This is a genomic window from Amycolatopsis orientalis DSM 43388 (assembly GCF_000411975.1).
Lineage (GTDB): Bacteria > Actinomycetota > Actinomycetes > Mycobacteriales > Pseudonocardiaceae > Amycolatopsis > Amycolatopsis orientalis_D.
On record NZ_ASXG01000092.1, the window covers coordinates 55,600 to 81,219 of the forward strand.

Consider the following 25,620-nt stretch of genomic DNA (forward strand, 5'->3'; position numbering starts at 1 on the left):
CGTCCGCACGCATCGCGCTCAGCAGCACCGGGAGGCCGGCGATGGCGAACCACCGGCGGCCCGACCTGACGACGTATCCCGAGCTGGCCGCCGCGGCCACGACCGGGAGGCACCGGCTCCGCCTCCGGTCCCCGGTCGACGGCCTCGACCGCCGCAAGCTGGGGTTCGCCGAGGTGCTGGGACAGTCGGTGTCCGCGACGGCGCCCACCGCGGCGATGGCCGCGACCCCCGCCATCGTCGCCGCGACCGCCGGTCCGGCCGCGCTCTGGTCCTTCCTCGTCGCGACCGTGGTGGCGCTGCTCGTCGGCACCTGCATCGGCCAGTTCACCCGGCGGATGGCGGCCGCCGGCTCGCTGTACAGCATCACCGCGAAGGGGCTCAGCCCGCTGGCCGCGCTCGCGTCCGGCGCCGCGCTCCTGCTCGGATACGGCGCGCTCACCGCGGTCTCCTACGTCGGCGCCGCCGCGTATTTCTCCGCGCTGCTGCCGCCCGGCTGGCCGGTGCCGGTCGCGATCGTGCTGGTGCTGACCGGCGTGGCCACCGTCCTGCTCCGGCGCGGCGCCCGGCTGTCCGCGCGAGTGGTGTTCGTGGTGGAAGCCGTGTCGATCGTGGTGATGCTGGTCATTTTCGCGACGTTGCTGACCAGCGCGAGCGCGGCGGACCAGTTCGCGCGGGTGGGAGTGCCGTCGTTCTCGCTGCGCGGCGCGGCGTCCGGGGTGCTGCCCGCGCTCGGCGCGTTCATCGGGTTCGAGGCCGCCGCCGCGTTCGGCGTCGAAGCGAAGCGGCCGTTCCAAACGATTCCGCGAGCGATCCTCTGGACCGCAGGCGGCTCTGGTGTGCTTTACCTGTTCGCGTGCTATGTCCAGGAACTGGGCTACGCCGCGACTCCAGGCGGCCTGGCCGGCCAGACCGAGCCGGTCGCGTCCTTGGCGGTCGCCGCGCAGATGCCGTGGCTCGCGGCGTTGTTGAAGATCGGCATTGCCATGTCGTTCTTCGCCAGCGTGCTCGCGACCGGGAACGCGCTGGTGCGCGTGCTGTTCTCGATGGGCCGCGAAGGCGTTCTGCCCCGCGCGTTCGGCACGACGCACCCGCGCTTTCGGACCCCGTCGGTCGCGATCGCCTTCGCGGTGCCGGCGACCGGCGTCGTCGCGGTGGCCTTCCTGCTGACCGGGGCATCGCCGGCGCGGATCCTCCAGGTGCTGATCGCGACCACTGTGTTCGGTTACCTGCTCGCCTATCTGCTGGTGTGCATCGCGACGCCGCTGTTCCTGCGCCGGATCGGCGAGCTCACGCGCGGACCGGTCGTCGCGGCGGCGGTCAGCGCACTGGTGCTGGTGCTGGTCCTCGGCTTCTTTGTCACGTCCGGGGTGAGCGGCGAAATGCTGCTGGCCTGGGCGGGGATGGTCGTGCTGGCCGCCGCGTGGGCGGGCTGGCTGGTGCTGCGCCGCCGGTCCCGGCTCGCCACGATCGGCGTCTACGACGAGACGAGCGCCGCCGATCTGCTCGGCAGCCAGGAAGCCGGCCGATGACGGGCGGCGCGTCCCCGCTGTCCGGACGGCAGCCGAAAGCCGTGCGGAGCGCGCTGGCGGTGCTGGAGGAGGTCATCGCGGCCGGTCCCGGCGTGACCGCGAAGGAAATCTCCGCCGCACTGCACCTGCCGCCCGCCACGACGTACCGCCTGCTGAACCTGCTGGTCGCCGAGGAGTACCTGGTCCGCCTCCCCGACCTGCGGGGTTTCGCGCTCGGCCGCCGGGCGGGCCGGCTGACCGTGCCCGCCGCGGCCTTGCCGTGCACCGCGGCCCGGACCGTGGTCGAGCACCTGCGCGGCATCGTCCGGTGGGGCGTGCACCTGGCCTCGTTCACCACCGGACGGCTCACCCTGGTCGACCCCGATCCGGACCACCCGCCCACCGACGAGGCGACGCTCTCCCGCTACCCGCACGCATCCGCCTTGGGCAAGCTGCTCCTGGCCGAACAGCCGGATTGGCGCGCGCTGGTCCGAGACTTGCGCGCCTTCACCGAACAGACCCTCGTGAACGCCGCGGAACTCGACGGCTCGCTGGCGGAAACGGCCCGCACCGGCGTCGCCCGGCAATGCGGAGAACTCCGCCCGGACCGGGGCTGCGTCGCGGTGCCAGTGCGGGACGCGGACGGCCAGCTGATCGCCGGCTTGGCACTGTGCGGCCCGCCGGCCCGGATCGCACATCTCGACGACGCGCTGCTGACGGCATTGCGGGAACACGCGCGCCGGTTGGGGCCGTTGCTCGCTTGACCGGGTGCGGTCACCATTCCAGCGCCGCCGGTTCCTCGGTGATCCGGCGGTCAGGTGGCGCCACCGGCGATTTCCGTCGCATTCGGGGACGCTCAGCGAAAATCTTCGCGGCCGTCCGCGGCGACAACACCGGTGTCGTCGCCAAAGGCACTGCGGCACAGGCGAAACCGCCGAGTCCTGAGCACACCGCGGACCGGCCGCGTGCGCCCGTCCGCGGTCCGGGTCCCTCCGATGTCCAGGTCGTGGTCGAGCGCCTCCGGGTTCACGATCGGGCGCGGACGCGGCCGGATTTGATGACGCAGCGCAGGTTTTTCCGGAACTCCTCCACCCCGGGCAGATCGCCGTCGACGACGACGAGGTCCGCGCAGGCGCCTGGCGTGATCCGGCCGACGTCGGCGAGGCCGAGAAGATCGGCGGCCGACGACGTGGCGGCCAGCAGGGCTTCCGCGGGCGACAGGCCGGCCCGGATCAGCCAAGCCAGTTCGGCGGGGCTCGAGCCGTGGGCGAACACTCCGGAGTCGGTGCCCATGGCGATCCGCACTCCGGCCCGATGCGCTCGGGCCACCGCGTCGAGATGGGTCGCCGCGATCGACCGGGCCTTGGCTTCGATCTCCGGGGGCACGCTCATGCCGGCGTCGATCGCCTCGACGAGGGAAGCCGGGGCCATCAGGGTCGGCACCAGCCAGGCGGACCGGTCGAGGAACAGTTCGACGCACTCGTCGTCCAGGAAAACCCCGTGCTCGATCGAGCGCACCCCCGCGCGCAGCGCCTGCTTGATCCCCGCCGCGCCGTGGGCGTGCGCCATCACCGGAAGACCGGCCGCGGCGGCCTCCTCGACGCAGACCGCGAGTTCCTCGCAGGAGAACTGCGCGTGCCGGGGATCGTCGCGGGTGGACATCACGCCGCCGGAGGCGCAGACCTTGATCACGTCCGCGCCGGCCCGGACCAGTTCCCGGACCCGCCGCCGGATCCCGTCCACGCCGTCCACCACGCAGTCCGGCCGGCCGGGGTGCGGCACCAGAAGCCGCTGCAGGTCGCCGTGCACGGTCCAGCCGTCCGCGTGCCCGCCGGTCTGGCTCAGCACGCTGACCGAGATCAGCATCCGCGGCCCGTCGACGATCCCGTTCTCCACCGCGGTTTTCACGCCGAGGTCCGCGCCGCCGGCGTCCCGGACCGTCGTCACGCCGCTGTCGAGCAGCCGGCCGAGGTTGACCGCCGCCTCGAAGAACTCCATCGAGAACGGCCGGGTCTGGAGCCGGGCCAGATCCATGCCGTCGAACACCGTGTGCACGTGGCAGTCGATCAGGCCCGGCGCCACCAGCGCTCCGGTCACGTCGAGGACGTCGGCGCCGGTGAGGCCAGGACCGATCTCGGCGATCCGCTCTCCCTCGATCGCGAGATCGGCGGCGTACGGCGCGGCGCCCGTCCCGTCGAAGATCCGGCCGCCGCGCAGCACGATCCGGCTCATCGGGCGAACTCCTCGACCGGCCGGTAATCCATCTCGTAGCCGAACCGCCGCGGACCGGCGAGCTCGATCCCGGCCTCGGTCCGCCAATGCTCGTCGGCGGGCAGCCCGAGCACCGCGACCCGGTAGCCGTAACGGATCTCCTCGGCCGGGATCGGCTGTCCGGTGTCGAGTTCCATCGCCATGATCAGGTCCGGACTGGTCGCCACCACCGCGCCGTCGCGCTCCGCGGCGAGATTCTCGTTCTGGAAGTGCACCGTCATCGTGCGGCCGCGGTCGTGGTCCACCCCGCTGAGGTGCGCTCGGCCGATCGTCCAGCCGCGCTCGTTGCGGCGGTCGACCTCTTCGACCTTGCCGGTGAACAGCAGCACGCCGTTCTGCTTGGCGAGCACGGCGTCGACCGGCGACGCATGCGCGGCGCGCGCCTCGCGGATCGTCCGGCCAAGATCCTGCGCGAGCGTCAAAGCGCCTCGCACCAGGCGCTGTTTCGCCTCCGCGCCGGTCATCGGATACAACGCCATCGCCGCGTTCGCGCCGCTGGCCAGAACCGCGGCCCGGGCGTACGCCTCGGACCACGCGTTGCTGGCCGATTCGAGAAACATCGTGTTGCCGTGTTCGTCGACCATCACCATCGGAGTCGAAGAACCGCCGTACAGCGTCGGCGTCACCATTTCCAGATGCGGGAACGCACGGCCCATCCCGTCCGCGTCCACCACCGGCAGCCCGCGTGCCGCCGCGGTGGCGAACGGCGTGACGGCGTTGAGCCCGCCTGCCTCGGCCGGGCAGACGAAGTCGTAGGACGTCCCGGTGAACCGCTCGAGCTCCGGCAGCACCCGCTCGTACTCCGCCGCCCTGGGCAGCTTCTCGATCAGCACGCCGGGCGCTCCGATGCCGGCGACGAAGACCACGTTCGCCTCGTCGGGCACTTCCGCCAGCGAGGCGAGCCGGACCGCGCCGAAGCGGCGGATCGCGTCCCGGGCCAGCAGCATTCCGACGTACGGGTCGCCGCCTCCTCCGGAGCCGAGGACGGTGGACCCGAGGGTGATGTCGTCGAGCGCTTCCTCGTCGATCAGGCGCACGTCAGTTTCCTTCCGCGATCGTGGTGGCGAACGGCCCGGCGGCCTTCACCCGGACATGAACGGCGGATCCGCCGCCGAGGTGGGTAAGCGGAACGTCCTCGGCGTCGACGACCCGCACGTGCCGCGGGTCCGCGCCGGCCTCGACCGCGCGCGCGATCGCCTCTTTCCTGGCCTGTGCCAGCGCTTCGGCGCGAGTGGACTCGGCCAGGTTGTACACGCGATCCACTTCGCCGCCCGCCTCGGCGAACGCCGCGCCCACCGCGTTGGCCACCCCCGCTTGTTCGGGGATCACCAGCTCGGGCAGGTCCGGCGCGACCGCCAGCAGCGCCGCACCGCCGCCGACCACGACCACCGGGGTGTCGCTGGCCTGCAGCTTCGCTTTCTCGACGGCCTGCGCGACGCGGTCGGCCGCCACCGCCAAGGCCCGCCGCACTGTCTCGGGGTCGAGATCGGCGACTCGGCCGGGGTCTCCCATCGGGGACGCTCCGGCCGCGACCGCGACGTCGCTGAAGGTCAGCTTGTCCCCGCCGAAAATCTTGGCTTCGGAGGTGATGCGGTAGCCCACGCTCTCCGGACCGACTCTCTCGCCGCCGTCCCCGATGACCGTGCCGCCGCCGAGCGCCATCGACAACACGTCCGGAATCCGGAAGTTGCTGCGGACGCCGGCCAGGCTCAGGGCGACCGTGGACTCGCGGGGGAAACCGTTCTGCAGCAAGCCGACGTCGGTGGTGGTCCCGCCGACGTCGACGACGACGGCGTTCTCGATCCCGGTCAGCAGCGCGGCCCCGCGCATCGAGTTCGTGGGTCCGGACGCGATGGTGAAGATCGGGAACCGGCGGGCCCGGTCGAGGGTCAGCACCGTGCCGTCGTTCTGGGACAACAGGACCGGAGCGTCGATCCCGGCCTGCGCGACGACTTCCTCGAGTCCGTCGATCACCCGGCCGGCCAGCTCCAGCAAGGCGGCGTTGAGGATCGTCGCGTTCTCGCGTTCGAGCAGGCCGACCCGCCCGACCTGACCGGACCGGGTCACCGTCACTCCGGGCAGTTCGTCCCGCAGCAGTTTTTCCGCCGCCAGCTCGGGTTCCGGGTTCACCGTCGAGAACACCGAGCTGAGCGCGACGTGCCGGACCCCGGCCTCGGCGATCTTCTTGGCGATCGCGCGGAGGCCGACCTCGTCGACCTCGCCCAGCGGCCGGCCGTCGAACTGGGCGCCGCCCGCGCAGACGTGGAACTGGTCTCCGACCACCGGTTTCAGGTGCTCGGGCCAGTCGAGCATGGGCAGCAGGCTCTGCGGCGGCGTCGCGAGCCGCACCACCGCGACCCGGGCCAGCCCGCGTGCCTGCGCGATCGCGTTGATGAAGTGCGTGGTGCCGATGAACACCGACGACACCTCGGCCGCGCCGATCTCGCGCAGCACCTCGGTCAACGCGGCGAGGATGCCGATCGTGACGTCCTCGGTGGTCGGGGTCTTGGCGGCCGCGACGACCGTGCGGCCGTCGAGCGCGACCGCGTCGGTATTGGTGCCGCCGACGTCGATGCCGATCCGGACGGGCATGAGAGTCACTCCTTCGGATAGTGCGAGGTCAGACCTCGCGACGAGCGCGGTCGATGCCGACGGCGACCAGCAGGACGACGCCCTGCACCGCGCCGACCCAGAACTGCGGCATCCCGCTGAGCAGCAAGATGTTCGAGAGGACGACCAGGAACAGCAGACCGAGCAGGGTCCCGGCCAAGCTGCCCTGCCCGCCGGAGAACCGGGTGCCGCCGAGCAGCACGGCGGTGAGCGCGAAGAATTCGTTGCCGAGCCCCGCACTGGGGTCCGCGGCGCCCAGGGTGCCGACCAGCAGCAGCCCGGCGATCGCCGCGCACAGCGCGCAGATTCCGTAGCAGGCCATCGTCACCCGGTCGACCGGCACGCCGGCCAGCCGGGCGGCTTCCCGGTTGCTGCCGACCGCGTACACGTTGCGGCCGAAGACGGTGCGGTTCAACACGATCCACAACACCGCGAACACCGCCGCCGCGACCAGCACCGGGATCCGGACGCCGAGCACCGAGCCGTTCGCGATCGCGTCGAGCGCGGGGCTGAACACGGGTTTGCTGGAGCCGTCCAGGATCACCCGCAGCAGGCTGGGCAGGATGGTAAAACTGGCCAGCGTCACGATGAAGAAGTTCATCTTCGCCTTCGCGATCAGCACGCCGTGCACGAACCCGCCGATCGCGACCGCCGCCCCGAGGCACAGGACGATCACGACGCCGTCGGGCAGCTGCCAGCCGACGAGCAGGAACACCATCCCGCCGACGAAGCCCTGCATCGCGCCGGTCGACAGGTCGAATCCGACCTGCAGCACCACGAACGTCTGCCCCAGCGCCATGATCAAGACCGCGGCGTAGGTGGCCAGCTGGACCATCAGGTAGGGGCCGCTGCGCAGCTGGCCGAGAAACGGCAGCGCCCCCAGGAACAGCGCGACCGTGACGGCCAGGAACAGGCCTTGCTGGCGGGCCGTCCCGGAGAACCGGGGCCGGCCGGGGACAGTCTGGGCCGCCGGGTCGGCGGTTCTGGCGAGGATCATGGCAGCGCTTCCTCCAGGTCCGATCCGAGCGAGGCGGCGAGCACCTCGTCCGGGGTGACGTCGCCGACCGGACGGTCGAGGACGATCCGGCCGTCGCGCAGCACGACGACCCGGTCCGAGATCTCGAACAGTTCGTCGAATTCGCTGCACACGGCGACGACCGCGCTCCCCTTCGCCGCCGCCTCGGCGAGCGCGGCGTGGATGGCGCCCCGGGCGGACGCGTCCACCCCCTGGGTGGGTTCGTCGGCGATCACGAGCTTCGCCCCGCGCGACAGGGCCCGGCCGACGACGAGTTTCTGCTGATTGCCGCCGGACAGCAGGGCCGCCGGCCGCTCGGGGTCGGGCGGGCGGATCTCGAATCTCTCGATCAGCGCCGTGCCCGCCGCGCGTTCGACCGGACGGCGCCGGAACGGTCCGCGGCGCAGACCCGGATCGCCCCGGCCGACCAGGAGATTGATCGAGACCGGGAGATCGCCGAGAATCCCGGTCTGCTGGCGGTCTTCCGGGATGTAGGCGACCCCGGCGGCTTGTGCCGAACGGATGTCGCCGAGGCGCACCGGCCGGCCTTCGACGGTCACCCGCCCCGCTTCGGCCGGCCAGGCGCCGGCGAGCACCGACGCCAGCCGGGACCGGCCGCTGCCGCTCTGCCCCGCGATCCCCACGATCTCGCCGGAATACGCGACCAGCTCGTCTACCTCGAGCCCTCGCCAGCCCCGCAGGCCGCGTGCTTCGAGGACGACGTGCCCCCGGTCCGGCGTGTGGCGAGCGCGGTCCGGCCGCTCCGCCGCCGACAGCAACCGCACGACCGCCTGCTCGGTGCCCGGCCCCACCGGTCCGGTGTGGCTCACTTTTCCGTTGCGCAGCACGACGACGTCGTCCGCCAGTTCGAGGACGTCGCGCAGCCGGTGCGAGACGAGCACGACGGTCCCGCCGCCGGCGACGAACGTCCGGATCAGCGCGTGCAGCCGTTCGACCCCGTCCTCGTCGAGCACCGCGGTCGGTTCGTCCAGCATCAGCACCCGCGGCCGCCGCGCCATCGCCGCCGCCAGCTGGACCAGCTGGCGGCCGGACTTGCTCAGCGACGCGGCGGTCGCGGTCAGCACCGATTCCGGGAGCAGCCCGGCGACGTGCCGGGCCGCGCAGGCGCGCGCCGCGCGATCAGCCAGCAGCGGACCCCGCCGCGCCTCCGGCCGGCCGAGCATGACGTTCTGCCACACCGGCAGATGCCCGGCCACTGTCGGCTCCTGCGGCACCAGGACCACGCCGGCGCGCTGGGCCGCGGCGAGGTTTTTCAGCACGGTCCCGTCCGGTCCGGTGACGCTGCCGCTCGTCGGGGCGGCGACCCCGCAGACCGTCTTGAGCAACGTGGTTTTCCCGGACCCGTTGGCCCCGACCACCGCGGTGACCACGCCTTCCCGGATGGTCACGTCGACCGAGTCCAGCGCCAGCGTGGCTCCGTACCGCACGGTGATCCCGCGGGCGGCGAGCGCGGCGGTCACTGGCCGGAGAAGGTCGACGGGATCTGGACGTAGGCCTGCCGCTTGGTCCACGGCACGTAACCGGCGACGTTGTCCCTGGTGTAGATCTTGCCCAGCGGGGCGTCGACGACGGCGTTGTCGAGCTTCTCGCCGGTCAGTGCCCGGGTGACCAGACCCGCCATCGCCGTGCCGTACGCCAGCCCGTCGAGGTCGTAGCTCAGCGCGAGCTGCCCGGACTTCACCTGCGCGATGTTGGTGTCCTCGCCCGCCATCGTGGCGATCTGGACCTTCCCGGCCAGCCCGGCTTCCTTGGCGGCGGCGATCGCGCCCGTGGCGGACGCGGAGTTGTAGACCACGAGCGCCTTGAGATCGGGAGTTTTCTGGAAGATCGCCTGCGCGACGCGCTGCGCCTCCGGGGCGTCGTCCTTGAGGTTGCGCTGGTTGCTCGGGTCGCCGACGAGCGTGAGCCCTCCCTCCGCCAAGCCCTTGACCGCACCGCGCGCGGCGGCTTCCACGTTGTCCGTCGGAATGCCCGACAGGACCGTCGCTTTGCCGGCGCCGCCGACCAGCTTGGCCAGCGCCAGACCGGTCGCCGCGCCGCGGGCTTCGTCCGGGAACGCGACCTTCCCGGTGACGTCCAAGCCGCCGATGGCTTGGAAGGTGAAGACCGGGACGCCGGCCTTGCGGGCGGCGGCGATGCCCGGCCGGATCGCGTTGGCGTCCAACGGAAACGCGACGATCGCGTCGACCTTCTGCGCGATGCCCTCGTTGATCCGCTGGCTGCCCGCCGACAGGTCGATCTGGTTCTGCGCGTTCAGCTGGAACACCCGCGCCACCGCGGCGCCTTCCTTGTTGAGCCGGGCGGCGAGCCCTTGGGCGAGCCCGTCCAGCAGCGCGTTGCCGGGGACGCCGTCGACGTAGAGGACCCGCTTGCCGTGCAAGGGGCCTGCCTGGTCGACGTTCGCCCGCGTGAGCGGGCTCGGGCCGGTGCCCGAGGCGCCGGTGGATCCGGTGCCGCACGCGGTCAGGGCCAGAGCGGCGGCGACCAGCGCGGGGAAGGTTCGCTTCATCTGGTTCTCCGAGTCGAGGAGGAGCCGCGGCGACGTTCAGGCGGGAACACGCGGCACGGTGTGCGGTACACCACAGCAGCCGGACCTCGGCCTGGTCACGGGGCAACCGGCACAGCCCCCCGCCGCCGACCGGGCCGGTTGCCCGGTCCGCGGCGCCCGAGTCCTGATCGGGCCGATTGCCCTGATCCACCCCGATAACCGGGCATCTCGCCCAATGACCCAGGCCACAGGCGGGCCTAGCGTCAGCAGGCATTCCCAGCCCGCACTCCCGGGAGGCCCCCGATGGACAGCGCTACCGAACACGACGACTTCGCGCTCAGCCGGGTCCCGCGGGCCCGGCGCTACCACTGGTTCTCGATCGCCGTTCAGCGGTTCGGGATGCTCAGCTCGCTCGCCAGCTTCCTGATCGGGGCGACCCTCGGCTTCGGCATGTCGTTCTGGCACGCCGTCCTGGCCATCACGTTCGGCGCGGTGATCCTCGAAGTCCTGACCGTTTTCACCGGCATCGCCGGGCAGCGCGAAGGGCTGTCCACCTCGGTCCTGGCCCGCTGGACCGGGTTCGGCCGGGCCGGGTCCTCGCTGATCGGGCTCGCCATCAGCGTGTCCGCGATCGGCTGGTTCGGCATCCAGAACGCCGTGTCGGCCCGGGGGCTGGCCGGCCTGCTCGGCGGGCTGCCCGCCTGGGGCTGGGCGCTGCTGTTCGGGCTGGCGGTGACGGCGATCGTGATGTTCGGGATCGGGTCGATGGCGTGGACGGCGTACCTGACCGTGCCGGCGTTCCTCGCGCTGGCCGGCTGGTCCATCGTCGTCGAGCTGTCGAAGCACAACTTCGCCGACCTGCTCGCCGCCCGCCCGGCGGGTCCGGAAATGTCGCTGCTGCAGGGCACGTCGATCGTGGCGGGCGGGTTCATCGTCGGCGCGGTCATCACCCCGGACATGAGCCGCTTCAACCGCAGCGGCAAGGACGTGGTCAAGCAGACCGTGCTCGGCATTTCGCTCGGCGAGTACGTGATCGGCCTGATCGGCGTGCTGCTCGCGCTGGCGCTCAAGACCAACGACGTGATCGCCATCGTCACCTCGACGTCCGGATTCCTCGGCACCCTGGTGATCGTCGCCGCGACGCTGAAGATCAACGACTGGAACCTGTACGCCGCGTCGCTCGGGATCGTGAACTTCGTCGACCAGGTCTTCGGCCGCCGGGTCAAGCGCGGCGCGGTGACGCTGGTCGTCGGCGTGGCCGGCACCGTCCTCGGCGCGGCCGGCATCCTCGACAGCTTCACCCAGTTCCTCACCCTGCTCGGCGTGGTGTTCCCGCCGATCGCCGGGATCATGGTCGCCGAGTACTTCCTCGCCCGGACCTGGCGTGCGGACCTGCGCGACAGCCGGGAGACGGGCGGACTGCCCGCCAGCTCCCCGGTCTGGGTGCCGGCCGGTCTCGCGGTCTGGGCGATCGCCTCCCTCGTCGGGCAGTTCGTCGACTGGGGCCTGCCCTCGGTCAACTCGGTCGTCGTCGCGATCGTGCTGTACGTCGCCGCGCACGCCCTCGGCCTGGTCCGCGGAGTCGGCAAGTCGAGCACTCCCGCCCCGCACGTCCCTCAGCACAGCTGACCGGAAAAGGAAGCAGAAAGCCATGTTGCGACTAGGAATCGACGTCGGCGGCACCAACACCGACGCGGTCCTCATCGACGGCGCCCGGGTCGCCGCCGCGGCCAAGGCGCCGACCACCCCGGACGTCACCAGCGGCATCGTCGCCGCGATCCGGGCGCTCGACCCGAACACGGAATCCGACCCCGGGCGGGTCGCCGCGGTGATGATCGGGACGACCCATTTCATCAACGCGCTCGTCGAGGCGGACCGCCTGGCGCCGACCGCGGCGATCCGGTTCGGCCTGCCGGCCACCGGCGCGCTGCCGCCGCTGGTCGACTGGCCGGAGCGGCTGCGGACGGCGATCGGCGGGCTCAGCTACCTCTGCCACGGCGGCCACCAGTACGACGGCAGCCGGATCGACGAGTTCGACGAGCGGGAGTTCCGCGCGATCCTGGACAAAGCCGTGCAGGCCGGGGCCCGCTCGTTCGCGATCTCTTCGGTGTTCTCGCCGGTCAACGCCGAGTTCGAGCAGCGCGCCGCGGCGATCATCGCCGAGGAGCTCCCGGGAGCCCCGATCAGCCTGTCCCACGAGATCGGCCGGATGGGCCTGCTCGGCCGGGAAAACGCGACCATCGTCAACGCCGCGCTGCGCGAACTGGCCGACCAGGTCACCGCCGGGCTCGCGCGCAGCGTCGCCGGCGCCGGGATCTCCGCGCCGGTCTTCCTCAGCCAGAACGACGGCACCCTGATGGACATCGACTACGCCCGCCGGTACCCGGTCGCGACCTTCGCCTCCGGCCCGACGAACTCGATGCGCGGCGCCGCGTTCCTGTCCGGACGGCGCGAGTGCGCGGTGGTCGACGTCGGCGGGACCACGACCGACGTCGGCATCCTGCAGAACGGGTTCCCGCGCGAGGCCTCCACCGACGTGGCGGTGGCCGAGGTGCAGACGAATTTCCGGATGCCCGACGTGCTTTCGGTCGGCATCGGCGGCGGCAGCCTGGTGACCGGCGACGTGCGCGATCCGTCGGTCGGCCCGCTCAGCGTCGGCTACCGGCTGACCGACAAGGCGCTGGTGTTCGGCGGCGACACGCTCACCGCCACGGACCTCGCGGTCGCGGCCGGGCTGGCCGAGATCGGCGACCCGGCGCGGGTGGCGCACCTCGACCCCGAGTTCGTCGGCGCGGCGCTCGCCGCGGTCGCCGACCGGATGGCCGAGGTCGTGGACCGGATGCGGATCTCGGCCGAGCCGATTCCGGTGGTCGCGGTGGGAGGCGGCTCGGTGCTGGTGCCCGACCGCCTCGCCGGCGCCGCCGCGGTCGAACGGCCCGGGCACCACGCGGTGGCGAACGCGATCGGCGCCGCCATCGCCGAGGTCGGGGGCGAAGTGGACCGGGTGTTCTCGGTCGGCCCGAACCAGCGCGAGTCCGTCCTGGACGAGGCCCGCCAGGAGGCGTTCGACCGGACGGTCGCGGCCGGCGCGACCCCGGGCACGGTCCGGATCGTCGACGTCGAGGAGGTGCCGCTCGCCTACCTGCCGGGCAACGCCACCCGGATCCGGATCAAGGCAGTCGGAGAACTGAGCGTGGGAGGCGACGATGCGTGAGATCCGGGTCGAGGACCTGAAGGACATGGCCCGGGGCGCCGCGGTGCTCGGCACCGGAGGCGGCGGCGATCCCTACGTCGGGCGGTTGCTGGCGCAGGAGGCGATCCGCCGGCACGGCCCGGTGCCGCTCACGGACCCGGCCGGACTGCCGGACGACGCCGTGGTCATCCCGACCGCGTTCATGGGCGCGCCGACGGTGATGCTGGAGAAGCTGCCCTCGGGCCAGGAGCTCATCGCCGCGCTCCGAGCGCTCGAAGAGCTGATCGGGGCCAAGGCGACGCACACCGTGTCGATCGAGGCCGGCGGGCTCAACTCGATGATCCCGATCGCGGCCGCGGCCGAGCTCGGGCTGCCCCTGGTCGACGGCGACGGCATGGGCCGCGCGTTCCCCGAGCTGCAGATGCTGCTGCCCACGCTCGGCGGGATCGCCGCCACGCCGATGGCGCTCGCGGACGAGCGCGGCAACAGCGTCGGCGTCCGCACGGTGGACAACGCCTGGGCGGAACGGTTCGCCCGGGCGGCGACCATCGAGATGGGCTGCAGCGCGGCGGTGAGCTTGTACGTGCTGACCGGCCGGCAGGTCAAGGATTTCATGGTGCACGGGACGATCACCCTGTGCCGCCGGATCGGCGCGGCGATCCGGGAAGCGGCCGGCCGGCACGCCGATCCGGTGGCCGCCGCGGCCGGAACCCTCGGCGGACGGCAGGTGTTCCAGGGCAAGCTGGTCGACGTCGAGCGCGGCACGTCAGGCGGATTCGCCCGCGGCGCCGCCGTGCTGGAGGGGCTCGGGACCGACCTCGGAACGCGGATGACCATCGCGTTCCAGAACGAGAACCTCGTCGCGCGACGCGGCGACGAGGTCGTCGCGAGCGTTCCGGACCTGGTCTGCGTCCTGGACACCGACACCGGCGAACCGGTCACCACCGAGACGCTGCGGTACGGGCTCCGGGTGAGCGTCGTCGTCGCGCCGTGCGACCCGAGGTGGCGCACCCCGGAAGGGCTGAAGCTGGCCGGACCGGCCTACTTCGGGTACGACCACGCCTACCAGCCGGTCTGACCTGCGATCATCGACCGGTGACCAGCCAGCCGCCCGACGCGCTCCCCCGGCTCACGGGGGAGCACGTCGACGCGCTCGCGGCCGGCGCGGTCCTGCTCGGCTCGGGCGGCGGCGGCGACGTGGCGGTCGGCCGGATGCTGCTGCGGCACGAACTTCGGAACCGCCCGGTCGAGCTGGTCCCCGCTTCGGCGTCGCCGCCGGACACCCTGGTCGTGCATGTCGGCGTGGTCGGCGGTCCGGACGTGATCGCGGAACGGCTGATCGACCCGGACGACCTCGCGCTGGCGGCGCGGACGGTGGTCGAGCACGCGGGCGGGCGGCTCGGCGCGATCGGCGTCATCGAAATCGGCGGGCTCAACGCGCTGGCCGGGGTCCTGGCCGCCGCGCGGCTCGGCCTCCCGGTGATCGACGGCGACCTGATGGGCCGCGCGTTCCCGCTGATCCACCAGACGACGCTGGCGATCGCGGGACATCCGGTCACCCCGATGGCCCTGGTCTCCTCCGCCGGCGACATCGTCGTGGTGCCGCAGGGGTCGGCCCGGATGACGCAGGCCCTGCTGACGTCCACCGCGCTCGCCATGGGCGGCGCGGCGGCGCTGGCGCTCTACCCGACCACGACCGCGATCCTGGACGAGGTCGGGATCCGCGGCAGCCTTTCGGCGTGCGTCGGAATCGGCGCCGCATACCTGGATCCGCGGGCGGGCGACGCGCGGGCGTTGGTCGGGATGCTCGGCGGCCGGCTGCTCTTCGGCGGCCGGGCCGAGGAGATCCGGTCGCGGCGGGGCGCCGACCCCGGCTGCGTGACCCTGGCCGATCCGGTGTCCGGCGCCACCGCGCGCATCGACTGCCGCGACGAATTCCTCGCGGTCAGCCGCGACGGCCGGACGGTGGCCGCGACCCCGGACGTCATCGTGGCGATGGACGCGAGCAACCGGCAGCCGTTGCGCTGCGACCAGGTCCGGGTGGGCCAGTCGCTGGTGGTGTTCGCGCTGCCGCCGCTGCACCGCTGGCCGCCCGAGGCCGGGCCGATCGTCGGACCCGGGCAGTTCGGCCTCGAACTGGAGGCGCCCCGATGACCGGACCGCCGCGGGTCGCGGACCTTCTGCTGGACCCGGTGCTCGAAGGAGTGCGGGTGATCGCCGGGGCCGCCGGCGCCGAGTCCGAAGTGGACGATGTGCACTGGTACGCCGGCGACCTGGAAGGAGTCGAACGCACGCTCGTCGTCTGCGCGGAAAGCCACGTCAGCCCGCCGTACCGGCTGGACGCGCTGGTGCGGCGGGCCCAGCAGGCCGGAGCGGTGGGCCTGCTGGTCGTCGCCGGGTCGATGGATCCGTTGCTGTCGAGCATCCGGCTGGCCGACCGGCTGCGGATTCCCGTGCTGTGGCTGGAGAACACCGATCCGGTGCGCCTCATGCAGGACTTGACCATCCGGGTCCGCGCGCCCGAGCAGGACCGGGCCCGGACCGTCGAACGCCTGCTGCGTCAGCTCAGCACCAAGCGCAGCGGCCAGGACATCCTCGCCGCGGCCGAATCGGTGCTGGCGGTCCGGCTGTCGCTTGTCACGTCGGACGGCATCAGCATCCTGGGCGATCCGGTCGACCTCGACCCGTCCCTGCACCTGGATCAGCCGGTGCCGCAGCGCTCCGGCCATCTCCTCGTGCATCCGGTGCTCGACCCCGACGTCAACCGGCTCGCGGCCTGGCTCGCCTGCCCGTTCGACCGGGCCGCCGATTCCCGGCTCGACGTGCTGGCCGTCGGCCTGACGATGACCGAGCCGTTCCTCCGCTCATGGCTGTCCGCCCAGCGCGCCCGGGCGGACCGGGACCAGGTGTTCCAGGCGCATCTGCTGTCGGAGATCATCACCGGCCGCGATTCCGTCGCCCGCGAGGTGGTCGAAGGCGCGGTGTCGCTCGGCTGGCGATTGCAGGACTGGCACGTCGGCCTGCACGTGATCGCCGACGGTTCCGCGCTCGCCGCGGACCGCGACCGGGTGGTCAGCCAGCTCGCGGCCGGTCTCGGCAAACACGGATTGCCGGTCGTGACCGCGGTGAACCGGGGCGACGGCTGGGCGCTCTGGACCAGCAGCAGCCGCGAGCCCGTCCCGGACGACGCCCGCCGGTTGCTCCGGGCGGTCCGCGTGGTCACCGCCGCGATGCCGCACGAATGCGGCATCGCGGCCGGGATCGGCCGTCCGCACCGCGGTCCGAGCGGGCTGGCCGAAACGTTGTCGGAGGCCCGCGACGCCGCCGATCTGGCCCGTAGCCACGATTTCCGTCCGGCCGTCGAGCACTCCGACGAACTGGGCGTCGCCCGGCTGCTGGCGACCTGGCAGCGATCGGACGTGACCCGCGCCTTCGCCGAGTCCGCCCTGGGACCGCTGCGAGACTCGGCCACGCTCCTCACCACGCTCCGGGCGTACCTCGAGAGCGGCGGATCCGTCGGCCTCGCCGCCCAGGTGCTCGGCGTGCACCGCAATACCGTGACCATTCGCGTGCAGCAGGTCCGCGAACGGCTCGGCGTCGATCTCGACGATCCGAGCCAGCGGCTCGCGCTGCAGGTCGCGTGCCGTGCGCTGGGAGTGTGACCTGGCGTCCTGCACAACCCGGGCGGCGCGGCCGAGCATCGTGCACATTCCGCCGCACGGCGCACGAACCTAGTGTGCAGTCACCTCTACCGAAGGAGACGTGCGATGCATATCCGGGTCATCCTCCCTGTCATCGGCGAGTCCCTGCTCGACCACGTGCGCCGCGAAGCCGAGGCGTGGGCCGCTCCCGGCACCACGATCGACTGCGTGTCCCTCGAACGCGGCACCGCCAGCATCGAGTCCGAGTACGACGAGGCGCTCTCCGCGCCGGGCATCCTGCAGCGGATCGAAGAGGCCCGCGCCGACGGGGTCGACGGCGTTTTCATCACCTGCTTCGGCGATCCCGGCGTGCACGCCGCCCGGGAGATCATCGACGCACCGGTCGTCGGAGGTTTCGAGCCGGCCACGCTGACCGCGCTGAGCCTGGGCGAAAAGGTCGGCATCATCACCGTGCTGCCCAACGTGCTCCCGATGCTGAACTCGCTCGCCCGCCGCTACACGATCGAACGGCGGATCGGCACCATCCGGGTCGTCGACCTCCCGGTGCTCGGGCTGGAAGACCACGAGGTGCTGGTGAACCGGCTGTTCGAGCAGGCTTCCGACGCGATCGGCAAGGGCGAGGCCGACGTGATCATCCTCGGCTGCACCGGAATGCTCGGCGTCGCCGAGGAAGTGAAGAAACGCTTGGCCGACAAGGGTTTCGACGTGCCGGTGGTCGACCCGACCGGTGCCGCGATCACCTGGCTGGAGAGCTCCGTGCGGCTCGGGCTGACGCCCAGCCGCACGACGTACATGCCGCCGCCGGCCAAGGACCGCGCCGTATGACGACGGCGTTCGTCTCCCGCCTTCGCGCTCCGGAGGCGGGAGACCTCCCCCTGCGCGGCCTGTGGCTCACCTGCCTGCCGCCGTACGCCGTCGAACTCGCCGGCCTCGGCGCCGTCGACTGGCTGGGCGCCGACCTGCAGCACGGCGATCTGGCCCTCAGCGATCTCGCGCCGCTGCTTCGCGCCAGCCCCGTGCCGGTGCTGGCGCGGCTGGCCGATCACGAGCCGAGCCATCTCGCCCGGGTTCTCGACACCGGGGTCGACGGAATCATCGTTCCCGCGGTCGAGTCGGCCGATCAGGCGGCCGCGCTGGTCGCCGCTTCCTCTCCGCCGCCAAGGGGAACCCGCAGCACCGGGGTCTCTCGCGCCGGAAGCTTGGGCAAACCCCAGCCGCTGCTGTTGCCGATGGTGGAGACCGCCGCGGGCCTGGACGCGGCGGAGGAGATCGCCGCGGTCCCCGGTGTCGACGGCATTTTCGTTGGCCCGTACGACTTGTCGCTCTCGCTCGGAGCATCGAGCGTGCTCGAACCCGCGGTCGTCACCGCCATCGAGACCGTCATCGCCAACGCGCATCGCCGCGACCGTCTCGCCGGTGTCTTCGCCGGTAACGCAGACCTCGCCGCGCGGCTTCCGGCTGTCGAATTGTTCGCCGTCGACACCGATCTCGCGGCACTGCGCGCCGGCATCCGGCAGCTGTTCGGTCCGCCGTGACCAGACTGCACGAGGCCAGCCGGATCGATTTCGCCAGCGACAACTGCGCCGGCGTGCACCCTGAGGTGATGGCCGCGCTGGCCGAGGCGAACGGCGGCCATCAGCCGAGCTACGGAGCCGACCGCTACACCGCACGGCTTCGCGAGGTGATCCGACGGCAATTCGGTCCGATGGCCGAGGTGTTCCCCGTCTTCAACGGCACCGGAGCCAACCTCGTGGCACTGCAGGCAATGACCGAGCGGTGGCAGGCCGTGGTCTGCGCCGAATCCGCGCACCTGCACACCGACGAGTGCATGGCCCCCGAGCAGCACGGGTTCAAGCTGCTGACTCTGCCCGCAATCGATGGCCGCATCGCACCTGCGGACCTCGCACCAGTGGCGGCGCACCGGGCGAACCGCCACCGCGCCCAGCCCGGCGTGCTCTCGCTCAGCCAGACCACCGAACTCGGAACCTGTTACGGCTTGCCGCACCTGCGCCGTCTTGCCAAGGAAGCGCACCGGCTCGGACTGGCGGTGCACCTGGACGGCGCTCGCCTGGCCAACGCGGCAGTCGCTCTCGGCTGCTCGCTCGCCGAGCTGACCACGGCAGCCGGAGTCGACGTGGTCTCGCTCGGCGCGACCAAGAACGGCGGGATGTTCGGCGACTGCATCGTCGTGCTCGATCCCGCCCGGGTGCGCGGACTGCCGTATCTGAAGAAGGCCACTACCCAGCTGCCGTCGAAAACCCGCTTCGTTTCCGCCCAGCTGGCGGCATTGTTCGACGGCGATCTGTGGGCACGCAACGCCAAGGCAGCCAACGAGATGGCGCAGCGGCTGGCCGCCGGACTGGCGCGCACGCCAGGCGTCCGGGTCGTGCACCCGGTGCAAGCGAACGCGGTCTTCGCGCAGCTTCCGGCTGAGCTGGCCGACTCCCTGCGAAAGCGCTACCTGTTCTCGACCTGGGACGAGACGTCCGGCGTCGTGCGGCTCATGACGGCGTTCGACACGGCTGCCGCGGACGTCGACGCCTTCCTGGCCGCGGCAGCGGAGGGCACCGTGCCCGGCTCGGCGGCGCCGGGTGTGCGGCCAGCCCATCCCGCACCGGCGCACGCCGACCTAGCGTGACCGGCATGTCCACCACCGCGAACCCCTCCCCAGCCGTGTCCGGCTTCGGCTTCGGCCGCGTCTTCACCGACCACCTGACCACGATGAGCTGGACCCGCGGCGGCTGGGAACGCCCGCAAGTCCGGCCGTTCGGCAACCTGTCGCTGAGCCCGGCGGCGATGGTGCTGCACTACGGACAGGCGATCTTCGAAGGACTGAAGGCCTATCCGCACCCGGACGGCGAGATCCGGCTGTTCCGCCCGGAACTCAACGCACGCCGGTTCCAGCTGTCCGCGGAACGGATGGCGATGCCCCGGCTGCCGGTGGACGCCTTCCTGGAATCCGTGTCGCTGCTCGTCTCGGCCGACCGCGCCCAGGTGCCGGATCGCCCTGGCCACAGCCTGTACCTGCGACCGCTGATGATCGCCACCGAAGCGACGCTCGGCACCCGCCCCGCCGAGGAATACCTGTTCCTCGTGCTCGGTTCGCCGTCCGGCCCGTATTTCGACGCCGCCTCCCCCGCGATCACCGTGTGGGTGTCGCAGGACCTGCCGCGCGCCCACCCGGGCGGCACCGGCAACGCCAAATGCGCCGGGAACTACGCCGCCGGGATGGCCGTCCAGCGCACCGCCGCCGACCACGGCGCCGACCAAGTCGTGTTCCTCGACGCGCGCGAACACCGGTATCTCGAAGAACTCGGCGGGATGAACCTGTTCCTGGTCCGCGAAGACCCGCACGGCCCGACCCTGGTGACGCCGCCGCTGTCGGACACCATCCTGCACGGCATCACCCGCTCCTCGCTCCTGACCCTGGCCGCGGATCTCGGCCTGCGCGTCGAAGAGCGCCCGATCGCCCTGACGGAGTGGCGAGACGGCAGCCGCGACGGCTCGGTCGCCGAATCCTTCGCCTGCGGCACGGCTGCGGTGGTGACTCCGATCGGCCGAGTCCGCACGGCAGAGGAGGAATTCGTCATCGGCGACGGCACCCCGGGCCAGTGGTCGACCCGGCTGCGAACCGAATTGCTGGCGATCCAGGAGGGCACCGCCCCCGACCGGCACGGCTGGATGCGGGCGGTGTCGTAACCGGTAACGCTGACTGCGGAGCGGGGTCCGAAGAGCGGCGAAACGCTGCCTGTTGGGCTCTTGAAGGGAAGCGTTTTGGGCGGACCCCCTGCGTGCCTGCCCGAGGACGACTAAGCCGCCCTGGCACACCGGATCCCGGGCTGTGTCCTGTTGCTGTTCGCGCAGCCCGTCACCCGGATCTTGCGCCTCCGCGGTGACGACGTGCTCGACAAGGACGAGCAGCTCTGCCTCCGGCTCGGCGACCCACGCCAGTGCCCGAGCCCGTCGCGGATCTCCTGCGCCGACTGGCCGCGCTACGCACCGAGGAAACGTCGAGTACGGCTGGTCGGTACGTCGCGGACCGCGTGCTGCGCAGGGAGTTCGGCTAACGGGCGGGCCCGGGCCGGCAAGCCGCGTGCCTCGTTCACGAGGCGAGGAGCTGCCGCAGGTCGTCCTTGCTGCTGATCGGCGAACCCGGCTTGATCGTGCAGTGGTTCAGTGCCAGCTGGTCGTCGACGGTGTCCGGCTGCGCGAACTCCACCTCGACGGCGACCTCCCCGTCCGGCGCGTCCGTGTTCACGTCGGTCTTCATCGTCCGCAGCGATCCGTCCGGGCTCAGCGTCGCGGTCATCGACGCGGTGAATTTGCCGGCCCCGGCCGGGTCGTCGCCGTTCATCCGCAGGGCCGCCGCCGGATCGAGGTCGGCGTGGATGGTGTTCCCGTCCTGGGTCAGCGTCCTGGCCGCCTGGATCAGGTCGTCCGCCTTCGACTCGTAGGTCTGCTGCTGGGTCCACGAACGCAGCAGGTCCGGGGCCGCCGCGTGGGACGTCGCCACGCAGGTCGAGCCCGAAAGTTTGTAGATGGTTTTGGCGTCGCCGTAGAGAACGGCCGAGTTGGCGCCGGACTGTTCGGCGCAGGTGGTTTTCGACATCGCGAGCGTCATCCGGGCCTGCTTCTTGAGCGCCTTGACGTTCATGCAGACATGAGCGGCGGTGCCCGCGTCCATGCTCATCCGCACCTCAGTCGCCGGCCACTCCTGCAGCAGCGCGAACGCGGTGCGCAACTTGGCCGCGGCCGGCGAATCCGCGGGCGCACCGGGCTCGGGGTCTGCGCTGCCGCATGCCGTGACCACGACCCCGACAGCCAGCAGCGCGACCAAGGCACGACAACTCGCTCGGACAGTCATAAAACCTGCATAGTAGGCAAAGGCGACCGTCCTGTCCGGGCTTTCGCCTCCGTCTCACCCGAGGCTCACGAGCGAGCAAACGCACCGACCAATATCAGCGCGAGCAGGACCAGAGCCGCTTGGACGGCGACCGGCTGCCGACGCCGTCTCCTGACAGCTACGAGCGACGCCCGCGCCGGATGCTGGAAACCGCTGAGCGCACCCCTCAGGTCTTCCTTCAGCTCGCCGGCGGATGACCAGCCGCCGGGGACGACTGCCGGCCGCCTTACCCGGCGCTTCCCAGGTAGCGCGCGGCCAATCGCTTCGGCGCCTGCGCAGCCCACGCCTCCCGAACGAGTGCCTCGACCCGCTGTGCGGGCAGGCCCGCTAGTTGAGCTTCCAGGCCGAGAAAACTGCGCCGGGCGTCCTTGCGACGAACGGCGGCAGCGTGCGCGGGGTCAGCGGCGGCCGCCGCAGCGGCCGAATCTTCGGGAATGCAGAACACCGCGGAGGACTCGTCGCGCCCCATCCCGACAAAAGTCCTGCCACGAACCTGCCACACGGGCACTTTGAACAGATGATGCTGCTTCTCGATCACCTCCGGCAACGCCATCGCCCATGCGCGGATCTTCGCAGTCGTCACTCCGGACACCGATTTACTATGGCATGGTGCCGACAGCGGCGGTAACACTTTGCCAAACCACCCACCAGCACCGCCGAAACTGTCGCCGCCGTCGCCGCAACACCACTCCCGTCCTTCCGGCACACCCCGTCCAGACCCGACGGACGGGCAAGGGCGGCAGGTCGCCGGACCAGGGCTGGGAGGATTCGCATAGCTCCCCCTCGCCGCCAAACCCGCCGACCCCCAACGGCAAGACAGCGAGAAGACCTGTTCGCCAGTCGCCGTCTGACGCTCGATCACCGACCGATGCCGGTGCAAATCGACCCCACGAACTGTTTACCGTCCTATTCAGACATCGGGGTCTCCTTCGTTGTGTTGACGGGAGAACCCGAGTGTCCGCCCGGGACCGCGAGGAGCGGAGGCCCCGCTCCTTCATCTCATCAGGGGCTTGGGCTTTTTGCTGCCACTAATTAGGGGGCCGGCTCGCCGGAATCCGCTTGGCTCGACGTAGCCCTCGGAACCATCGGCGAAGTGAGCGGGCAGCGGCGAACCGGGCGATTCCGCCGGGAGAGTGGGAGGATTGCGGGGTGCCTGGCAATCTGTCGTCTCCGGGGGCGAGTGTCGCGTCGCGGGTGTTCGCTCTGCTCGGTGCGTTCGACGCGGAGCATCGGTCGCTGTCGCTGAGCGCGTTGGCGGCTCGGACCGGGTTGCCGTTGCCGACGGTGCATCGGATCGCGGCCGAGCTGGTGGGTCTCGGCGGACTGGAGCGGCGGGGCGATCGCTATGTGGTGGGGCGGCGGTTGTGGGATCTGGGGCTGCTCGCGCCGGTGCAGTCGGGTGTGCGGCAGGTCGCGGCGCCGTTCCTGCAGGACTTGTACGGCGCTACCGGGGCGACGGTGCATCTGGCCGAGCGGGACGGTACACGGGTGCTGTATCTGGACCGGGTGGGGGGAACGCGTCGGTGCCGGTGGTCAGCCGGGTCGGCGGGCGGCTTCCCTTGCACGCCACCGGAGTCGGCAAGGTGCTGCTGGCGTGGGCACCCGAGGACGTGCAGCGCGAGGTGTTCGCGTCGCTGACGCCGTTGACGCGGCACACGATCGTGCAGCCCGGGCTGCTGCGGGAGCAGTTGGCGCGGGTGCGCAGCGAGGGGTACGCCCAGACGGTCGAGGAGATGACGCTGGGCGCGTGCTCGGTCGCGGTGCCGGTCCGGTGCCGTCCGGACGGCGCGGTGGTGGCCGCGCTGGGTGTCGTGGTGGCGGATCTGCGGCGCGGCCGGTCGCGGCTGGTGTCCGCGTTGCAGGTCACCGCGGCCGGGATCGGGCGGAGCTGGGCGGCGAACGGGCTTTCACTGAGTGAAAGCCCGGGATAGCCGCCGGGCGCCGGACGGGCGGAGACTCCGGGCATGCGTACTCAGGTCGCCATCGTCGGCGCCGGCCCGGCCGGTCTGCTTCTGTCGCATCTGCTCGACCGGTCCGGGATCGACTCGGTGATCGTGGAGACGCGGGAGCGGGAGTATGTCGAGGCGCGGATCCGGGCGGGAATCCTCGAGCAGTCCACCACGGACCTGCTGCGCGAGGCCGGGCTCGGCGAGCGTCTGGGCCGCGAGGGCGAGGAGCACCGCGGGATCTACCTGCAGCTGCCGGACGAACGCCGTCACGTCGATTTCGTCGACCTGGTCGGGCGCAGCGTCACCGTCTACGGCCAGACCGAGCTGACCAAGGATCTCGGGCGGGCCCGGGCGGCGGCGGGCCAGGACATCCGTTACGGCGTCAGCGGAACAGCGGTGCACGGTGTCGAGACCGACCGGCCGTGGGTGACGTTCACCGGGCCGGACGGCATAGGCGAGCGGCTCGAGGCCGATGTCGTGGTCGGCTGCGACGGGTCGTTCGGGCCGTGCCGTGCCGCGGTTCCCGCCGCGGCGAAGCAGACCTGGCAGCGCACGTATCCGTATGCCTGGCTGGGGATCCTGGCCGATGTCGCGCCCTCGACCGACGAATTGATCTACGCGTGGCATCCGGACGGGTTCGCGATGCATTCGATGCGCTCGCCGACGGTCAGCCGGCTCTACCTGCAGGTCCCCACCGACACCGATCTCGCCGCATGGCCGGACGACCGGATCTGGGAGGCCCTCGCGACCCGGCTCGGGCACGGCCAGGACGGCTGGACGCTGACCCCGGGCCCGATCACGGACAAGAGCGTGCTGCCGATGCGCAGTTTTGTCCAGCAGCCGATGCGGCACGGCCGGCTGTTCCTGGCCGGCGACGCGGCGCACATCGTGCCGCCGACCGGCGCCAAGGGCCTCAACCTCGCGGTGGCGGACGTAGCTCTGCTCGCGCCCGCGCTGACCGCTCTGCTCACCGACCGCAACCCCGCCCTTGCCGACGCGTACTCCGAGACCGCGTTGCGCCGGGTCTGGCGGTGCACCCACTTCTCCTGGTGGATGACCACCATGCTGCACCAGTCCGGAGACCCGTTCGACCAGCAGCTGCAGCTGTCCCAGCTGCGCTGGCTCGCCACCAGCCGCGCCGGCCAAGCCGGACTGGCCGAGAACTACGCCGGCCTGCCCACCGGACTGTGAGGGATCTATGCGAAAAGACCAGCCCGGAACGAGCCGCGGCAGGCGACGGCGATTTCACCAGCCCGCGCGTGGGCGGGGTCGAATTCCGGACCGCGGGACGACCGCTTCGCCGGTCCCGTTGCCCTTCCGGTCCGGGGCGTAGCAGCGCTTCCGCGGTCGCCGGGTTGAAGGCACGTCACGCGCCCGACGGCCCTTGCCCAGAACGCGCACGACATCGAGTCGAAATCGAAGCTCCCGCGTTCCCGCTCCGCAGGGTTCGCCACCGTCAACAACGACAGTTCGCGCACCCGGACCCCGCAGTCGATCAACACCAGAATGATCGCCCGGTCCCGCAGTTCGGCGAATCCTTTCCCTTTCGTGGTGGCCAGCAGCTTCTTCAGCTCGTTTTCCCGCAGAACCGTCGGCGGATTGTCCGGGACGTGCGGAACCTCCATTTTGCAGAACGGGGACAGTTCGACAATTTCCTCCACGTCGTCGAGCCAGCGCCAGAACTGCTGCAGATGCCGGTACTGCTTGGCGATGTAACTGTGCGACAGCGACTCGCCGGTGCGGAAATTCGGCCGCTGGCGAAGGTACTCGAAATACCGGTCCAGCTCCCGGCGGCCGATCTCGGTCGCCACCATCGGCAGGTTCTCGTCGTCGAGGTAGTTGACCAGCATGGCCACGCTGTCGAGGTAGGCGTCGATCGTCGAGTCGGCGCGGTTCTTGGCCCTCAGGTGCGTTCTCCAGTCCGAGACGAGCTCCCTGATGTCATCGGGCTCCAGCACCTCCAGCGGTGCCTCAACGGCGGTCATGAAAACAGGCTTACT

The 25,620-nt window shown here is 71.5% G+C and carries 21 protein-coding genes and 1 pseudogene; 13 read left to right on the plus strand and 9 right to left on the minus strand.

The genetic code is table 11. The features are described from left to right. The first annotated feature begins 41 nt into the window (after nt 1–41). Nucleotides 42–1,529: an APC family permease gene (locus tag L942_RS18030; protein ID WP_081655116.1), complete on the plus strand. Its 1,488-nt coding sequence runs from the start codon at nt 42–44 to the stop codon at nt 1,527–1,529. After that, nucleotides 1,526–2,272: an IclR family transcriptional regulator gene (locus L942_RS18035; RefSeq protein ID WP_037361790.1), complete on the plus strand. Its 747-nt coding sequence runs from the start codon at nt 1,526–1,528 to the stop codon at nt 2,270–2,272. The genes L942_RS18030 and L942_RS18035 overlap by 4 nt, the downstream gene beginning before the upstream one ends. 262 nt (nt 2,273–2,534) lie before the next feature. Here the strand turns inward: L942_RS18035 and L942_RS18040 are convergent, their stop codons facing one another. From L942_RS18040 to L942_RS18065, 6 genes are read right to left on the minus strand one after another with little or no spacing between them, the layout of a single operon-like run. Beyond that, a complete protein-coding gene (locus tag L942_RS18040) occupies nt 2,535–3,740 on the minus strand; it encodes a metal-dependent hydrolase family protein (protein WP_037361792.1) in 1,206 nt (401 codons plus the stop codon). Beyond that, nucleotides 3,737–4,816, minus strand: a complete 1,080-nt coding sequence (locus tag L942_RS18045; protein ID WP_037361793.1) for a DUF917 domain-containing protein — start codon at nt 4,814–4,816, stop codon at nt 3,737–3,739. The genes L942_RS18040 and L942_RS18045 overlap by 4 nt, the downstream gene beginning before the upstream one ends. 1 nt (nt 4,817) lies before the next feature. Beyond that, nucleotides 4,818–6,371 (minus strand): hydantoinase/oxoprolinase N-terminal domain-containing protein, encoded by a 1,554-nt coding sequence (locus L942_RS18050; RefSeq protein WP_037361795.1) that lies wholly within the window; start codon nt 6,369–6,371, stop codon nt 4,818–4,820. Nucleotides 6,372–6,399: 28 nt separating this feature from the next. Then, the gene (locus tag L942_RS18055; protein ID WP_051166070.1) at nt 6,400–7,386 is read right to left on the minus strand and encodes an ABC transporter permease; all 987 of its coding nucleotides are present in this window, start codon (nt 7,384–7,386) and stop codon (nt 6,400–6,402) included. Beyond that, nucleotides 7,383–8,885: an ATP-binding cassette domain-containing protein gene (locus tag L942_RS18060; RefSeq protein ID WP_037361797.1), complete on the minus strand. Its 1,503-nt coding sequence runs from the start codon at nt 8,883–8,885 to the stop codon at nt 7,383–7,385. Before L942_RS18060 ends, L942_RS18055 begins: the two co-directional genes overlap by 4 nt. Further along, entirely contained in the window at nt 8,882–9,934 is a 1,053-nt protein-coding gene (locus tag L942_RS18065; protein WP_037361799.1) for a sugar ABC transporter substrate-binding protein, read from the minus strand. Before L942_RS18065 ends, L942_RS18060 begins: the two co-directional genes overlap by 4 nt. 282 nt (nt 9,935–10,216) lie before the next feature. Here L942_RS18065 and L942_RS18070 point away from each other — a divergent pair, with 282 nt between their 5' ends. From L942_RS18070 to L942_RS18110, 9 genes are all read left to right on the plus strand, one after another. Further along, nucleotides 10,217–11,542, plus strand: a complete 1,326-nt coding sequence (locus L942_RS18070) for a purine-cytosine permease family protein (protein ID WP_037361801.1) — start codon at nt 10,217–10,219, stop codon at nt 11,540–11,542. Between the two features lie 22 nt (nt 11,543–11,564). After that, nucleotides 11,565–13,127, plus strand: coding sequence for a hydantoinase/oxoprolinase family protein (locus L942_RS18075; RefSeq protein WP_235079223.1), 1,563 nt, complete (start codon nt 11,565–11,567; stop codon nt 13,125–13,127). Then, nucleotides 13,120–14,184 (plus strand): DUF917 domain-containing protein, encoded by a 1,065-nt coding sequence (locus L942_RS18080; RefSeq protein ID WP_037361803.1) that lies wholly within the window; start codon nt 13,120–13,122, stop codon nt 14,182–14,184. Before L942_RS18075 ends, L942_RS18080 begins: the two co-directional genes overlap by 8 nt. A 17-nt stretch (nt 14,185–14,201) precedes the next feature. Continuing rightward, nucleotides 14,202–15,260: a DUF917 domain-containing protein gene (locus L942_RS18085; protein ID WP_037361806.1), complete on the plus strand. Its 1,059-nt coding sequence runs from the start codon at nt 14,202–14,204 to the stop codon at nt 15,258–15,260. After that, entirely contained in the window at nt 15,257–16,768 is a 1,512-nt protein-coding gene (locus tag L942_RS18090; RefSeq protein WP_037361808.1) for a helix-turn-helix domain-containing protein, read from the plus strand. Before L942_RS18085 ends, L942_RS18090 begins: the two co-directional genes overlap by 4 nt. 105 nt (nt 16,769–16,873) lie before the next feature. After that, nucleotides 16,874–17,593 (plus strand): aspartate/glutamate racemase family protein, encoded by a 720-nt coding sequence (locus L942_RS18095; RefSeq protein ID WP_037361810.1) that lies wholly within the window; start codon nt 16,874–16,876, stop codon nt 17,591–17,593. Beyond that, on the plus strand, nt 17,590–18,303 hold the full coding sequence (locus L942_RS18100; protein ID WP_051166071.1) for an HpcH/HpaI aldolase family protein: 714 nt from the start codon (nt 17,590–17,592) through the stop codon (nt 18,301–18,303). Before L942_RS18095 ends, L942_RS18100 begins: the two co-directional genes overlap by 4 nt. After that, nucleotides 18,300–19,406, plus strand: a complete 1,107-nt coding sequence (locus tag L942_RS18105) for a threonine aldolase family protein (RefSeq protein WP_235079225.1) — start codon at nt 18,300–18,302, stop codon at nt 19,404–19,406. Before L942_RS18100 ends, L942_RS18105 begins: the two co-directional genes overlap by 4 nt. A gap of 5 nt (nt 19,407–19,411) precedes the next feature. Further along, the gene (locus tag L942_RS18110) at nt 19,412–20,467 is read left to right on the plus strand and encodes a branched-chain amino acid aminotransferase (RefSeq protein ID WP_037361857.1); all 1,056 of its coding nucleotides are present in this window, start codon (nt 19,412–19,414) and stop codon (nt 20,465–20,467) included. Nucleotides 20,468–20,870: 403 nt separating this feature from the next. On the opposite strand, the gene L942_RS18115 is transcribed toward L942_RS18110, so the two are convergent. Further along, nucleotides 20,871–21,632: a hypothetical protein gene (locus L942_RS18115; protein ID WP_158684488.1), complete on the minus strand. Its 762-nt coding sequence runs from the start codon at nt 21,630–21,632 to the stop codon at nt 20,871–20,873. Nucleotides 21,633–21,897: 265 nt separating this feature from the next. Continuing rightward, a complete protein-coding gene (locus L942_RS18120) occupies nt 21,898–22,263 on the minus strand; it encodes an MmcQ/YjbR family DNA-binding protein (protein ID WP_158684489.1) in 366 nt (121 codons plus the stop codon). A 557-nt stretch (nt 22,264–22,820) separates the two neighbouring features. On the opposite strand from L942_RS18120, the pseudogene L942_RS18125 reads away from it, so the two are divergent. Together L942_RS18125 and L942_RS18130 are read left to right on the plus strand one after the other, a co-directional pair. Further along, nucleotides 22,821–23,602 (plus strand): annotated as a pseudogene (locus L942_RS18125) (IclR family transcriptional regulator). Nucleotides 23,603–23,635: 33 nt separating this feature from the next. Beyond that, entirely contained in the window at nt 23,636–24,811 is a 1,176-nt protein-coding gene (locus tag L942_RS18130) for a 4-hydroxybenzoate 3-monooxygenase (protein WP_037361816.1), read from the plus strand. A 5-nt stretch (nt 24,812–24,816) separates the two neighbouring features. On the opposite strand, the gene L942_RS18135 is transcribed toward L942_RS18130, so the two are convergent. After that, nucleotides 24,817–25,605, minus strand: coding sequence for a tyrosine-type recombinase/integrase (locus L942_RS18135; protein WP_037361818.1), 789 nt, complete (start codon nt 25,603–25,605; stop codon nt 24,817–24,819). Nucleotides 25,606–25,620 lie beyond the last annotated feature (15 nt).

Coding starts and splice junctions, on each gene's coding strand:
- L942_RS18080 (WP_037361803.1), top strand. CDS start 13,120: ATGCGTGAGATCCGGGTCGAGGACCTGAAGGACATGGCCCGGGGCGCC.
- L942_RS18110 (WP_037361857.1), top strand. CDS start 19,412: ATGTCCACCACCGCGAACCCCTCCCCAGCCGTGTCCGGCTTCGGCTTC.
- L942_RS18115 (WP_158684488.1), bottom strand. CDS start 21,632: ATGACTGTCCGAGCGAGTTGTCGTGCCTTGGTCGCGCTGCTGGCTGTC.
- L942_RS18040 (WP_037361792.1), bottom strand. CDS start 3,740: ATGAGCCGGATCGTGCTGCGCGGCGGCCGGATCTTCGACGGGACGGGC.
- L942_RS18070 (WP_037361801.1), top strand. CDS start 10,217: ATGGACAGCGCTACCGAACACGACGACTTCGCGCTCAGCCGGGTCCCG.
- L942_RS18030 (WP_081655116.1), top strand. CDS start 42: ATGGCGAACCACCGGCGGCCCGACCTGACGACGTATCCCGAGCTGGCC.
- L942_RS18130 (WP_037361816.1), top strand. CDS start 23,636: ATGCGTACTCAGGTCGCCATCGTCGGCGCCGGCCCGGCCGGTCTGCTT.
- L942_RS18090 (WP_037361808.1), top strand. CDS start 15,257: ATGACCGGACCGCCGCGGGTCGCGGACCTTCTGCTGGACCCGGTGCTC.
- L942_RS18055 (WP_051166070.1), bottom strand. CDS start 7,386: ATGATCCTCGCCAGAACCGCCGACCCGGCGGCCCAGACTGTCCCCGGC.
- L942_RS18075 (WP_235079223.1), top strand. CDS start 11,565: ATGTTGCGACTAGGAATCGACGTCGGCGGCACCAACACCGACGCGGTC.
- L942_RS18100 (WP_051166071.1), top strand. CDS start 17,590: ATGACGACGGCGTTCGTCTCCCGCCTTCGCGCTCCGGAGGCGGGAGAC.
- L942_RS18095 (WP_037361810.1), top strand. CDS start 16,874: ATGCATATCCGGGTCATCCTCCCTGTCATCGGCGAGTCCCTGCTCGAC.
- L942_RS18050 (WP_037361795.1), bottom strand. CDS start 6,371: ATGCCCGTCCGGATCGGCATCGACGTCGGCGGCACCAATACCGACGCG.
- L942_RS18065 (WP_037361799.1), bottom strand. CDS start 9,934: ATGAAGCGAACCTTCCCCGCGCTGGTCGCCGCCGCTCTGGCCCTGACC.
- L942_RS18135 (WP_037361818.1), bottom strand. CDS start 25,605: ATGACCGCCGTTGAGGCACCGCTGGAGGTGCTGGAGCCCGATGACATC.
- L942_RS18035 (WP_037361790.1), top strand. CDS start 1,526: ATGACGGGCGGCGCGTCCCCGCTGTCCGGACGGCAGCCGAAAGCCGTG.